Genomic DNA, 11,978 nt, shown 5'->3' with positions numbered 1-11,978 from the left:
TGAGGCGTCAGTTCTTGACGCCGACGGTGGACAGGTCGATGCTTCCGAAGAAGTACCCGACCTGGGCGTTCTGGATCTTGGATCCGACGACGCTCGAGGTGTACGTGCGGAACAGCGGCACGATCGGGTAGGTCTCCATGGCCTTGTTGTAGAGCTTCGTCCACTCGGTGTTGAGCTCCTCGGACGAGCCGTTGGTGTCGCGCAGCTTGTACATCTCGCCCGAGATGGTGGGGTCGAAGTAGCGCGAGATGTTGCTGAACCCGTAGGTCGTGCCGTCCAGGCTCGGGCCGAGGTTCGGGTCGACCGTCGTGCGGGTCGATGCGGAGGCCGCGCCGCCGCACCAGCCGGCGCGCGCGATGTCCGGCATCTGGTCGCCTGCGAGGGTGGTGTAGTAGTTCGGCGCCGGGATCGCGACCATCTGCAGGTCGATGCCGAGCTCCTTGAAGTTCTGCTGCAGCACGGTGCCGAGGTTCTTGAACCGCTCGGTGGCGTTCGAGTAGCCGTAGGTGAGCGTCTTCGGCACGGTCTTGCCCTGCAGGAGCTTCTTCGCCTCGTCGAGCTTCGGCTTGCCGTTCGGGTCGAGGTCGATCGTCGGCGGGATCCAGCCCACCTGCGCGTCGTTCAGGTACGAGTTCGTCAGCTGGCCGAAGCGCTTGCCGCCGTACTGCACCTGGATCGCGGCGCGGTCCATCGCGAGCGCGAGAGCGTGGCGCACGTCCGGATCGGTGATCGTGGTGGTGTTCAGGTTCAGCACGTCGGTGCAGCCGAGCAGTCCGGCGGCGGTACGCGGCTTGATGGTCGCATCGGTGAGACGCGCCGCATCCGAGGCCTGCAGGGCGCCGTTCGAGTCCAGCGTGATCGCGGTCGGGTCGGAGTCGCTCAGGAGCTGCTGGCTGATCGTCGCCTGCGCCGTGGACAGCGAGAAGGAGAACGTGTCGGGCAGGGCCGTGCGGTTCTCATCGGTCTTCGCGTCCCAGTTCGGGTTGCGCACGAGCTTGAGCTCGCGGCCGCGGTCGTAGCTCGAGATCATGTACGGCCCCGACGAGATCGGGTGGTTCGTGTAGTCGAGCTTGGTGTCCTTCGCCTGCGGCACCGGGGCGCTGTTGGAGCGCGATGCGAGCGAGGGGAAGTCGGGGTACGGCTGCTTCAGGTGGAAGATCACGGTCTTCGCGTCCGGGGTCTCCACGGCGGCGAGGTCTCCGCCGGTGTACGGGCCCTTGTAGGTGTCCGCGTCGAGGACCGCGTTCAGCTCCTGCGGGGCCTGGGTGTAGACGTCGCGGGCGAAGGTGCGCTCGATGCCGTACTTGATGTCGGCGGAGGTGATCGGGGATCCGTCCTCGTACTTGAGGCCGTCCTTGAGCGTGTACGTCCAGGTGAGGCCGTCCGAGGAGACCTTGCCGAGGTCGGTCGCGAGATCGGGGACGATCTTCGGCGGCTGGCCGGCCGTCTCCTTGGCCATGGTCAGCGTGCGGTAGTAGAGCTGACCGACGTTGGCGGTCTGGACGTAGTTGCTGTTGCCCGGGTCGAGCGTCTGGAAGTCGCTCGACATCAGCACGTTGACGTTTCCGCCCTTGGTGCTGAAGCCCTCGTTCACGACGTGCGGGGCGTAGGGGTTGTTCGCGTTCGAGGAGCCGGACGCGGAGCCGCTCGGCGCGGATCCGGCCGCGCAGCCGGTCACGGCGAGCGCGACGGCCACGACGGAGGCGGCGAACAGGGGACGACTGTGTCTCATGGTGCTTCTTTTCTCGGGGTGGGTGGTGGGGCGAACTAGGGGTCAGCTGCGCGAGGCCTTGGGATCCAGCGCATCGCGCACGGCGTCGCCGAGCAGGTTGAACGCGAGGACCGTGATGACCAGCGCGATGCCGGGGACGAACAGGAACCAGGGATCGACGAGGTACCAGTTGCCGGACTGGGCGGCGTTGAGCATCTGTCCCCAGGACGGCGTCGGATCCTTGACGCCGACTCCGAGGAAGGAGAGCGCGGCCTCGGCCGAGATGTTCGTGGGGATCATCATGGTCGCGTAGACGAGCACGACGCCGGACACGTTCGGGATGACCTGGGTGAACAGGATCGTGCGCTTGGATGCGCCGTAGGAGCGCGCGGCCTCGATGTACTCCTGCTCCCGGATGCTGAGCACCTGGCCGCGGACGACGCGGGCGAGATACGCCCAGCCGAAGAATCCCAGGATGATCACGAGGGAGGCGATCGGTACGAAGCTGCCCTGCCCGAGTGCGGTGCCCCGCAGGCGGGACTGCAGGATGGGCGTGAGCGAGAGCACCAGGAGCAGGTGCGGGAAGGCGAGGAACAGGTCGATCAGGCGGCTGATGACCATGTCGACCTTCCCGCCGAAGAAGCCGGCGGCCGCGCCCAGGATCGTTCCCAGCACGACCGAGACCAGCGTCGCCAGCAGCGCGATCGTCAGTGACACCTGGGCGCCGTAGGCGAGCCGTGCGAAGAGGTCGCGGCCGAGACCCGGTTCGACGCCGAGCCAGTGCTGGGCGGACGGATAGATGAACTGCGGCAGCGGCAGGCCCGGGGTGTTGAAGTCGTCCAGCATGTCGGGGCCGGTGTGCGTCGTGAACGGGTCCTGGCCCTCGATCGCGGTGAGGACCGGTGCGAGGAGCGCGAACAGGATGATCGCGACGACGACGCCGAGCGACACGAGCGCGATCTTGCTGCGCTTGATGCGCAGCCAGGCCGTCCCGAGGAGGGAGCGGCCGGTGGCGATCTTCGGCATGATGACGGCCTCGGTCTTCGGGGCCGTCGGCAGGGTGTCCGTCACGATCTTCCTTGATGCTCGGGGACGGGGGTTGCTGGAATTGTATACCAAACCAGTAGGATATGTATACCAAACGAAAGCCATCTCTGACCAATCCCCGTCGTTTCGGGGGCATCTCGCGGAGAAAGCTCGGCTTTTGGATACCAATCGACTCTCGGGAGAATGAGACCTGTGCGCACCCTGATCACCGCCGATCATGTCCTTGCCTTCGACGGCACAGCCCCCGTCGAGCTGCGCGACGGCGCGGTCGTCATCGAGGGGGAGCGGATCGCGTTCGTCGGCCCCCGGGCGGAGGCGCCGCGCGACGTCGAGCGCACGATGGAGCTCGGCGAGAGCCTGCTCATGCCCGGGCTGATCGACCTGGACGCCCTCACCGACATCGACCACCTGATCCTCGACTCGTGGTCCACCGCGGAGCACGCCCGGCGCCTGCAGTGGTCCGCGGACTACCTCCTGCGCCGGCGCCATGTCTTCGACACGGCCCAGCGCCGGCGCATCCGCGAGATCGCGCTCGTACAGCTCGCCCTGCACGGCATCACCAGCTACATGCCGATCGCCTCCGAGGTGCACTCGGTCTGGGCGGAGACCGCCGACGACTTCCTGGCGATGGCGGAGTATTCGCGCACGCTCGGGCTGCGCGGATTCCTCGGGCCGTCCTATCGCTCGGGCGTCAACGTCGTGCGGGACGGACAGCGCGACATCGCGTTCGACGAGGCGGAGGGGGTCGCGGGCCTCGCCGAGGCGATCCGCTTCCACGACACGGTCCGGTCCTGGAGGGATCCGCTGCTCACGCCCGTGTTCCTGCCCTGCCGCATCGAGACGCTGACCCCCGAGCTGCTCGCCGCGACCGCGGACGCGGCGCGGCAGCGCGGAGCACTGGTCCGCCTGCACGCCCTCCAGGGCGATTTCGAACGGGACTGGATCCTCGAGCGCTACGGCTGCACCCCGCTCGAGCTGATCCGCGCGCAGGGGCTGCTGGACGACCGGCTGATCATCCCGCACGGCGTCTTCCTCGACGTCAATCCCCGGGTGTGGGGCGAGGACCGCGGCGATCTCGCGACGCTCGTCGACGCCGGCGTCTCGATCGTGCACTGTCCGCTCACGAACGCGCGCTACGGCTCCGAGCTGGAGACGTTCGGGCGCTACCGTGACGCGGGGCTGAACATCTCGCTGGGCACCGACTCGTTCCCGCCCGACCTCATCCGCGGCATCGACACCGGCGTGTCCGTCGCGAAGGTGCAGAACCGCTCGCTGGCCGCCGGGGACCTCGCCGGCTACATCGAGGCCGCGACGCTCGGCGGCGCGAGGGCGCTGCACCGCCCGGATCTCGGGCGCATCGCCGAGGGCGCGTCCGCCGACCTCACGGCCTTCCGGTTGTCGGATGTGCGCTTCGGGCCGATCGAGGACCCGCTGCGCAACCTCGTGCTGGCCGGAAGCGCGCGGGACGCGTGCCTTACGATGGTCGCGGGCCGGGTCGTGATGCGCGACGGAGCGATCGACGGCGTCGACCTGCACGCCGTCCGCGACGACGCACAGGCGCTGTTCGATGTGATGCGCGCCGGGTACGACGAGCGCGATCACCTCGGCGGCGGGGGACTGTTCCCGCCCGTGTTCCGGCGGATGGGGGAGAGGATGGGCGATGGAGAGCGGTCCTGAGGCGGAGCACGCGGCGCTCGCGCTCGCCGATCGCGTCTACCGCGACGTCCTGCGCTCCATCATCGAGGGCGAGACGGCGCCCGGCGCCTGGTTGAAGGAGCGCGAGCTCTCCGAGCGCTTCGAGGTGTCCCGCATCCCCGTCCGCCAGGCGCTGCAGCGCCTCGAGGCCGAGGGGTTCGTCATCGCGTCCCGACACAGGGGCGCGAACGTCACGCCGCTCACCCGCGCCGACGTGCACGACCTCTTCGACACCCGCCTCTGCTTCGAGCCGTTCGCCGCGCAGCGCGCAGCGGAGCGCGTGCGCGACGGGGCGGAGAGCATCGACCGGCTGGACGAGCTGCACGAGGCGGCGTCCGTCGCGGATCCCCAGATCGCACGGGCGGCGAGCATCGATTTCCATTCCGAGGTCGTCCGCCTCAGCGGCAGCCGCCTGCTGCTGCGCAGTCTCGGTCCCCTCGCGGGGCGCATGGAGTGGGTGTTTCGGCTGACCAGGGAGGCCAGGGACCGGGAGCAGACCGACGAGCACGTCGACCTCGTCGAGGCGATCGCGCACGGACGCGGCTCGCTCGCGGCGGCGCTGATGTACGCGCACATCGAGATGAGCAGGGAGCCCGTGCTCGCTCAGCTGGACGGAGTCCTGGACGGCTGACCCCCTCCGCGCCGTGGATCAGGCCGGTGCGCCGACCAGGTCCGCGTGGTGGATCGCGGCGACGTCGGGGTGCGCGCGCAGGCGCGACTTCAGCGCGTTCTCGCCGTACAGCGCGTGGATCGGATTCGCGGGATCCTTGGTGACTCCGCGCGCCTGGGCGGCGAGCTCGGCGGGAAGCTCGATGAGCGGCAGGCGGGCGTCGAGGGCGGGATTGAAGAAGAAGGGGATCGAGATCCGCTCCTCGGGAGCCTTCGGCGAGACCACGCGATGGTTCGTCGCCTTGAGGTAGCCGTCGGTGGCGTACTCCAGGAGCTCGCCGATGTTGACGACGAACGCGCCGTCGACCGGAGGAGCGTCGACCCAGGTGCCGTCGCGCTCGACCTGGAGGCCGCCCTTGCCCGGCTCCACCCACAGCAGGGTGAGCACGCCGGAGTCCTTGTGCGCACCGACCCCCTGCTGCGGCTCCGGCTCGTGGGAGCCCGGGTAACGGACGATCTTGATGAGCGTCGACGGATCGCCGAAGTTCGACTCGAAGTAGTCCTCCGCCGCGCCGAGCGCGAGCGCCCAGGCCCGCAGCAGCTTGCGCGCGACGCCGGAGAGGTGCTCGTGCCACTCCGCGACGACCTCCCGCAGCTCGGGCTGCGCCTCGGGCCACAGGTTCGGGCCGATCAGCCGGTTGTAGCCGGGGCCTCCGTGGACCGCGGTCCGCTCGGGACCGATGTCGATCTGCTCGCGCCAGTCCACCGCACCCTGGGTGCGCTCGCCGCCGATGCGCGTGTAGCCGCGGAAATGCGGGCTCTTCACGTTCTCGATCGCCAGCTTGTCGTCCTCCGGCAGCGCGAAGAAGTCTTTCGCCGCCCGGTGCAGGCGCCGCTCGAGCTCGTCGGTGACCCCGGTGCCGGTCAGGTAGAAGAACCCGACGTCGTGGGTCGCCGCGCGCAGGTCGTCGCGGAATCGGGCCGCCGCCTCCTCTCCGGCGTCGAGCTGGGACAGATCGAGGATCGGGAGGTTCAGTTCGGCCATGAGGCGAGGCTAGGTCCGGGTGGCCGGCCCCGGCGCGAATGTTGCCGAGGATTACTCCGGGCCCGGGCGGCACGGCCGTCGCGGGGCCGTCCGTCACAGAGCGACGCCCACGATGCGGAAACGCGGAGGACGGGTGCTACGCTTTCTGAGGTAAGGGATGCCTTACCTCAGAAACGTCAGGAATAGCCCCTCCCGTGTTCGCCACCTTCCTCATCGGCCTTCGTGAAGGCCTCGAAGCCGCGCTCGTCGTCGGCATCCTCGTCGCCTACCTGAAGCGCCTCGACCGCAGGGACGTGCTTCCCCGGCTCTGGACGGGCGTCGGCGCCGCCGTGCTCCTCGCCCTGGCCATCGGCGCGGTGCTCACGTTCGGCGCTTACGCGCTCACCTTCCAGGGGCAGGAGATCATCGGCGGCACGCTGTCGCTGGTCACGGTCGCCATGGTCACCTGGATGATCTTCTGGATGCGCAAGGCCGGCCGCACGATGAAGGCGACACTGCACGGGGGCGTGGATCGCGCCCTCGAGGCGGGCACCGTCTGGGCGCTCGTCCTGGTCGGCTTCGTCTCGGTCGCACGCGAGGGCGTGGAGACCACCCTCCTGCTCTGGTCGATGGTGCAGTCCTTCGGCGACGCCCCTTCCGCCATCCTCGGGGCGGCACTCGGCCTCGTCGTCGCCGTGCTCGCCGGCTGGCTGCTGGCCCGCGGCGCGGTGCGCCTGGACCTGTCCCGCTTCTTCACCTGGACCGGCGGCTTCCTCGTCATCATCGCGGCGGGCGTCCTCGCCTACGCGATCAGCGACCTGCAGGAGGCGGGCGTCGTGCCGGGGCCGTTCACGTCGGCGGCGCCGCTCGACGCCTCGGGCGCCGTGCTCGTGGGCTGGGCAGGGCTGCCGTTCGGCTGGGCGTTCGACGTCACCTCCGCCATCCGCCCAGACAGCGCGCTCGCCGTCCTGCTGCAGGCCACGGTCGGCTTCATGCCGAGGATGAGCTGGATCCAGGTCATCGCCTGGGCCCTCTACCTCCTGGTCGTCGGCACGCTGTTCGTGCGCGGCCTGCGCCGCCCTGCGTCGCGTGCCGCGGCGCCCTCCGATTCCCCGTCCACCGCCGCAGGAGCGGCTTCCGGCGCGCCCGTCGCCGCGGAGCACGCCGCCCGGGTCGCCTCGCCGACCGCCACTCCCGAAGGAGCCTCATGACCCTCGCCCGCCGATCGATCGCCGTCCTCGGCGCCGCCGCCCTCGGCCTCGCCCTCACCGGGTGCGTCGCCAAGGCGGACGTGTCCGCCGCCGGACGCCTCACCGTCTCGTCGACGGCCGACGGGTGCGCCGTCTCGGCCGGCACCGCGACCAGCGGCACGCTCGCCTTCGACGTGAGCAACAAGGGCGACGAGGTCACCGAGTTCTACCTGCTCGCCGAGGACGGGGTCCGGATCGTCGGCGAGGTGGAGAACGTCGCTCCGGGAGCATCCCGGACCCTCACCGTCGTCGCGCAGCCCGGCAAGTACTTCACGGTCTGCAAGCCCGGGATGATCGGCTCCGGGGTCGGCAAGACGGCGTTCGCCGTGACCGGCGAGAAGGTCTCCGAAGCCGGTGGCGACGCCGCGCAGAAGAAGAAGGCTGTCGACCTGTACGCGGCCTTCGTCAAGGACCAGGTCGGCCAGCTTCTCCCCGCGGCGAAGACCTTCGCAGAGGCCTATCGCACGGGGGACGACGCGGCCGCGAAGGCCCAGTTCTCCGTCGTGCGCTCCTACTACGAGCGGATCGAGCCGGTCGCCGACAAGCTCGGGACGCTGGATCCGCGGCTCGACTTCCGGGAGCTCGACGCCAAGGCCGACGGGATCGACTGGACCGGCTTCCACCGCATCGAGAAGGACCTGTGGGTTCCCGCCGCCGGTGCGATGAACTCCGACGGCACCACCCCTGCGAACCTGGACTGGGCGCCCTCCACGCCCGAGCAGCGCGGTGCCTTCGCCGACAAGCTCGTCGCCGACCTGCAGGAGCTGTACGACCACGTCCACTCCGACGCCTTCCTCAAGGATCTGGATGCGCAGGGCATCGCCGGCATCTCGAACGGCGCGATCTCGCTGCTGGACGAGGTCGCCAACGGCAAGATCACCGGCGAGGAGGACTGGTGGTCGGGAACCGACCTGTCCGACTTCGCCGCGAACGTCGAGGGCTCGAAGATGGCGTTCTCGCTGGTCAGGGACTTTGCGGACGGCAAGGGCGACGAGGGGCGCAAGCTGGTCGCGCAGATCGACCGCGGCTTCTCCGCGCTCGAGGCCGAGCTGGCCGTGCACGGCTCGCTGAAGGACGGCTTCGCCCCGTACTCGACCGTGACCGAGACGCAGAAGCGCGACCTCACCGACCTTCTGAACGCGCTCGCCGAGCCGCTCTCCAAGCTCACCAGCACGATCCTGGGCTGAGATGACCGCGCCTGAGTCCGAGGAGGGGCGCACCCCTTCGCCCGAGCCCGCGGAGGGGAGCGCCGCCGAGGGGTCCGATCGTCGCGGCATCAGCCGTCGCGGCCTGATCGGATGGGCGCTCGGCAGCGGTGTCGCCGGCATCGCCGTCGGTGCGGGCGGTGCGGCCGCCGTCGCCGCCACCGGCGTGCTGGGCGGATCGGCCCCCGCGGACGAGTACGCGTTCGAGGGCGCCCGCCAGGCGGGGATCACGACGCGCGTGCAGGAGCACCTGCACTTCGCGAGCTTCGACATGATGCCGCGGGCGAGCCGGGACGACCTGATCTCACTGCTGCAGGACTGGAGCTATGCGGCCTCGCGGCTCACGAAGGGCCTGGACGTCAGCGCGTCCGGGGCGGTCGGGGGATCTCCGGAGGCGCCGCCGGACGACACCGGGGAGGCCCAGGGGCTCACCGCCGCGGGGCTCACGATCACGTTCGGGCTCGGCCCCTCGCTGTTCCTCGCGGAGGGGGACCGCTTCGGGATCGCCGCGCGGCGGCCACCGGTGCTCACCGACCTGCCGGGTTTCGTCGGCGATGCGCTGGACGCCGCCTACACGGGCGGGGATCTGTGCATCCAGGCCTGCGCCGACGACCCGCAGGTCGCCGTGCACGCGGTGCGCAATCTGAGCCGGATCGCGTTCGGGCGGGCACGGCTGCGCTGGTCGCAACTCGGCTTCGGGCGCACGTCGCGCACGTCCGCCGACCAGCAGACGCCGCGCAACCTGTTCGGCTACAAGGACGGCACCGCCAACATCCTCTCCGACGATGCGGCGGCCCTCGACGAGCACGTGTGGGTGGCGGAGAAGGACGAGCCCGCGTGGATGGCCGGCGGCTCCTACCTGGTGGCCCGCAAGATCGCGATGCTCGTGGAGACCTGGGATCGGCTCCGCCTCGCCGAGCAGGACCGCACGATCGGCCGCGCCAAGGGCAGCGGCGCTCCGCTCTCCGGCGGCGGGGAGATGACGGAGCCGAAGTTCGCCGGGCATGCGATCGACGAGAACTCGCACGTCCGGCTCGCACATCCCACGGTCAACGACGGCATCAGGATCCTGCGGCGGGGCTACAACTACGTCGACGGCAACAGCGACCTCGGGCGCCTCGACGCGGGGCTGTTCTTCCTGTCCTATCAGCGCTCGCCGGAGCAGTTCGTCACCCTGCAGAAGCGCCTGTCGCCCGACCTCATGAGCGAGTACATCCGCCACATCGGCTCGGGTGTCTGGGCGATCCCGCCCGGTGCGGAGAAGGGCTCGTACGTCGGCGCCGGCCTCTTCGCCTGAGGCCTGTCCGGCAGCTCGCATCTCCCTCCGCCCGCTTCCCTCCGTCCCCTGAGCGATGCGCGTCCGGGGAGCGGATGACGGACAGGGAAGGGGAAGCCGGGATGGATGATGTCCGGGATCCGGGGAATACTTCTCGAAGGACGGCGTTTCACCAGATATATTCAAGTGAATAGAAATCTGAAGGAGACACAGTGAGCGAGTCGAGCACCTGGTCGGGCATGCAGTTCGGCCTCATGTCGGTCAGCGACATCACCCGCAACCCGGTCACGGGGGAGACCCCGAGCGAGCGCGAGCGGATCCAGAACACCCTCACGATCGCCAAGCACGCCGAAGAGGTCGGCCTCGACGTCTTCGCGATCGGCGAGCACCACAACCCGCCGTTCTGGTCGTCGAGCCCCACGACGTTCCTCGCCGCGCTCGCCGCGCAGACCGAGCGTCTCATCGTCTCCACCTCGACCACGCTCATCACCACGAACGACCCGGTGAAGATCGCGGAGGACTACGCGATGCTGCAGCACGTCTCCGGCGGCCGCATGGACCTCATGATGGGCCGCGGCAACACGGGCCCGGTGTACCCGTGGTTCGGCAAGGACATCCGGCAGGGGCTGCCCCTCGCGATCGAGAACTACGCGCTGCTGCACGAGCTGTGGACGAAGGACGTCGTGGACTGGGAGGGCAAGTTCCGCACCTCGCTGCAGGGCTTCACCTCCACCCCGCGCCCGCTCGACGGCATCGCCCCGTTCGTCTGGCACGGCTCCATCCGCACGCCGGAGATCGCAGAGCAGGCCGCGTACTACGGCGACGGGTTCTTCGCGAACAACATCTTCTGGCCGAAGGAGCACTACCAGCGCCTCATCGAGCTGTATCGGCAGCGCTTCGCGCACTACGGTCACGGCACCCCGGAGCAGGCGATCGTGGGGCTCGGCGGCCAGGCGTTCATCCGCCCGAACTCCCAGGACGCGGTGAACGAGTTCCGTCCCTACTTCGACAACGCCCCGGTCTACGGCCACGGGCCGTCGATGGAGGACTTCACCGAGATGACGCCCCTCACCGTCGGATCCCCGCAGCAGGTCATCGACCGCTACGCCGCGATGCGCGACCACTACGGCGACTACCAGCGCCAGCTCTTCCTCATGGACCACGCGGGGCTCCCGCTGAAGATCGTGCTCGAGCAGCTCGACCTGCTGGGCGGCGAGGTCGTGCCGGTGCTCCGCAAGGAGCTGGCGCAGAACCGCCCCGATACGGCGCCGGACGCGCCGACCCATGCCGCGCGCGTCAAGGCCGTGTACGGCGACGGGCCCTCTCGCGAGGCGCGCCCCGGTGCGAACCGCGGCGACAACCTCACCGCGGGGTCGCCGTACCAGGACGGCGGCGCGGTCCCGGCCGCGGCGGGCTCGTCGTTCGGAGCCGCGGCCACGAAGGGGGCGAACTGAGATGGGCGCCCGTCGCATCGCGGTGATCTCCGCAGGGCTCAGCAACCCGTCGTCCACGCGCATGCTGGCCGACCGCCTCGCGGCCGAGACCGCGCACCGGCTCACCGAGCTGGGCTCCGAGGTGAGCGTCGACGTGATCGAGCTGCGCGATCTCGCGCACGACATCACGAACAACCTGCTCACCGGATTCGCCCCGCCCGCGCTGGACTCGGCCATCAACACGGTCGTCTCGGCCGACGGCCTGATCGCCGTCACGCCGATCTTCTCGACGAGCTACTCCGGGCTGTTCAAGTCCTTCATCGACGTCCTCGACCCGGATGCGCTCTCCGGCAAGCCCGTGCTGATCGGGGCCAACGCCGGCACGGCGCGGCACTCGCTCGCGATCGACTACGCGATCCGCCCGCTGTTCACCTACCTGCACGCGGAGCCCGTGCCGACGGGGGTCTTCGCCGCCTCGAGCGACTGGGGGGCGAATGCCGACGAGGTCGCGCCGCTCAGCACGCGCGTCGAGCGCGGCGCGCGGGAGCTCGCGGAGGCGATGGCCCGGCGGGAGCCCGCGGCCGACAAGGATCCCTTCGATCCGGGCAACTACCTCGGCGAAGGGCGCTCGTTCGGGCACCTGCTCGGCGGTCTCGCAGGGGAGTAGGGCCGCGCAGCGCGCAGGGGCATGACGCCGCAGGGAATGTCCGTGGGGCATCCTAGGGTGG

General features: G+C 69.9%; 10 protein-coding genes. 7 read left to right on the top strand and 3 right to left on the bottom strand.

Translation table 11 applies throughout. From position 1 onward, the window contains the following. Positions 1-7: 7 nt before the first annotated feature. Both J8G10_RS11205 and J8G10_RS11200 read right to left on the bottom strand, forming a co-directional pair. Positions 8-1,732, bottom strand: coding sequence for an ABC transporter substrate-binding protein (locus tag J8G10_RS11205; protein WP_251444549.1), 1,725 nt, complete (start codon positions 1,730-1,732; stop codon positions 8-10). 42 nt (positions 1,733-1,774) lie between these two features. Continuing rightward, complete coding sequence (locus J8G10_RS11200; protein ID WP_251444548.1) at positions 1,775-2,782, bottom strand: ABC transporter permease; 1,008 nt, start codon at positions 2,780-2,782, stop codon at positions 1,775-1,777. A 159-nt stretch (positions 2,783-2,941) separates the two neighbouring features. Between J8G10_RS11200 and J8G10_RS11195 the strand changes: the two genes are divergently transcribed. Together J8G10_RS11195 and J8G10_RS11190 are read left to right on the top strand one after the other, a co-directional pair. Further along, positions 2,942-4,435 carry a chlorohydrolase family protein gene (locus J8G10_RS11195; protein WP_374208775.1) on the top strand — a complete coding sequence of 498 codons (1,494 nt, stop codon included), beginning with the start codon at positions 2,942-2,944 and terminating at the stop codon, positions 4,433-4,435. Beyond that, a complete protein-coding gene (locus J8G10_RS11190) occupies positions 4,419-5,084 on the top strand; it encodes a GntR family transcriptional regulator (RefSeq protein ID WP_251444544.1) in 666 nt (221 codons plus the stop codon). Before J8G10_RS11195 ends, J8G10_RS11190 begins: the two co-directional genes overlap by 17 nt. A gap of 18 nt (positions 5,085-5,102) precedes the next feature. Here J8G10_RS11190 and J8G10_RS11185 read toward each other — a convergent pair whose 3' ends face one another. After that, entirely contained in the window at positions 5,103-6,107 is a 1,005-nt protein-coding gene (locus tag J8G10_RS11185) for an isopenicillin N synthase family oxygenase (RefSeq protein ID WP_251444542.1), read from the bottom strand. A 194-nt stretch (positions 6,108-6,301) separates the two neighbouring features. Between J8G10_RS11185 and efeU the strand changes: the two genes are divergently transcribed. The 5 genes from efeU to J8G10_RS11160 all read left to right on the top strand — a co-directional run bounded on the left by efeU (position 6,302) and on the right by J8G10_RS11160 (position 11,917). Next, a complete protein-coding gene (efeU, locus tag J8G10_RS11180; RefSeq protein WP_251444539.1) occupies positions 6,302-7,297 on the top strand; it encodes an iron uptake transporter permease EfeU in 996 nt (331 codons plus the stop codon). Next, positions 7,294-8,523: an iron uptake system protein EfeO gene (efeO, locus tag J8G10_RS11175; protein ID WP_251444537.1), complete on the top strand. Its 1,230-nt coding sequence runs from the start codon at positions 7,294-7,296 to the stop codon at positions 8,521-8,523. Before efeU ends, efeO begins: the two co-directional genes overlap by 4 nt. A 1-nt stretch (position 8,524) precedes the next feature. Next, a complete protein-coding gene (efeB, locus tag J8G10_RS11170) occupies positions 8,525-9,838 on the top strand; it encodes an iron uptake transporter deferrochelatase/peroxidase subunit (protein ID WP_251444535.1) in 1,314 nt (437 codons plus the stop codon). Positions 9,839-10,056: 218 nt separating this feature from the next. Continuing rightward, the gene (locus J8G10_RS11165) at positions 10,057-11,271 is read left to right on the top strand and encodes an LLM class flavin-dependent oxidoreductase (protein WP_251445370.1); all 1,215 of its coding nucleotides are present in this window, start codon (positions 10,057-10,059) and stop codon (positions 11,269-11,271) included. Position 11,272: 1 nt separating this feature from the next. Continuing rightward, positions 11,273-11,917, top strand: a complete 645-nt coding sequence (locus J8G10_RS11160; protein WP_251444534.1) for an FMN reductase — start codon at positions 11,273-11,275, stop codon at positions 11,915-11,917. Positions 11,918-11,978 lie beyond the last annotated feature (61 nt).

This window comes from Microbacterium sp. USTB-Y (assembly GCF_023703415.1).
Taxonomy (GTDB): Bacteria; Actinomycetota; Actinomycetes; order Actinomycetales; family Microbacteriaceae; genus Microbacterium.
Note: the sequence above shows the minus strand (reverse complement) of the source record. Positions and strands in the feature narration are given on the sequence as shown.

Coding starts and splice junctions, on each gene's coding strand:
- J8G10_RS11205 (WP_251444549.1), bottom strand. CDS start 1,732: ATGAGACACAGTCGTCCCCTGTTCGCCGCCTCCGTCGTGGCCGTCGCG.
- J8G10_RS11195 (WP_374208775.1), top strand. CDS start 2,942: ATGAGACCTGTGCGCACCCTGATCACCGCCGATCATGTCCTTGCCTTC.
- J8G10_RS11190 (WP_251444544.1), top strand. CDS start 4,419: ATGGAGAGCGGTCCTGAGGCGGAGCACGCGGCGCTCGCGCTCGCCGAT.
- J8G10_RS11185 (WP_251444542.1), bottom strand. CDS start 6,107: ATGGCCGAACTGAACCTCCCGATCCTCGATCTGTCCCAGCTCGACGCC.
- efeO (WP_251444537.1), top strand. CDS start 7,294: ATGACCCTCGCCCGCCGATCGATCGCCGTCCTCGGCGCCGCCGCCCTC.
- efeB (WP_251444535.1), top strand. CDS start 8,525: ATGACCGCGCCTGAGTCCGAGGAGGGGCGCACCCCTTCGCCCGAGCCC.
- J8G10_RS11165 (WP_251445370.1), top strand. CDS start 10,057: ATGCAGTTCGGCCTCATGTCGGTCAGCGACATCACCCGCAACCCGGTC.
- J8G10_RS11160 (WP_251444534.1), top strand. CDS start 11,273: ATGGGCGCCCGTCGCATCGCGGTGATCTCCGCAGGGCTCAGCAACCCG.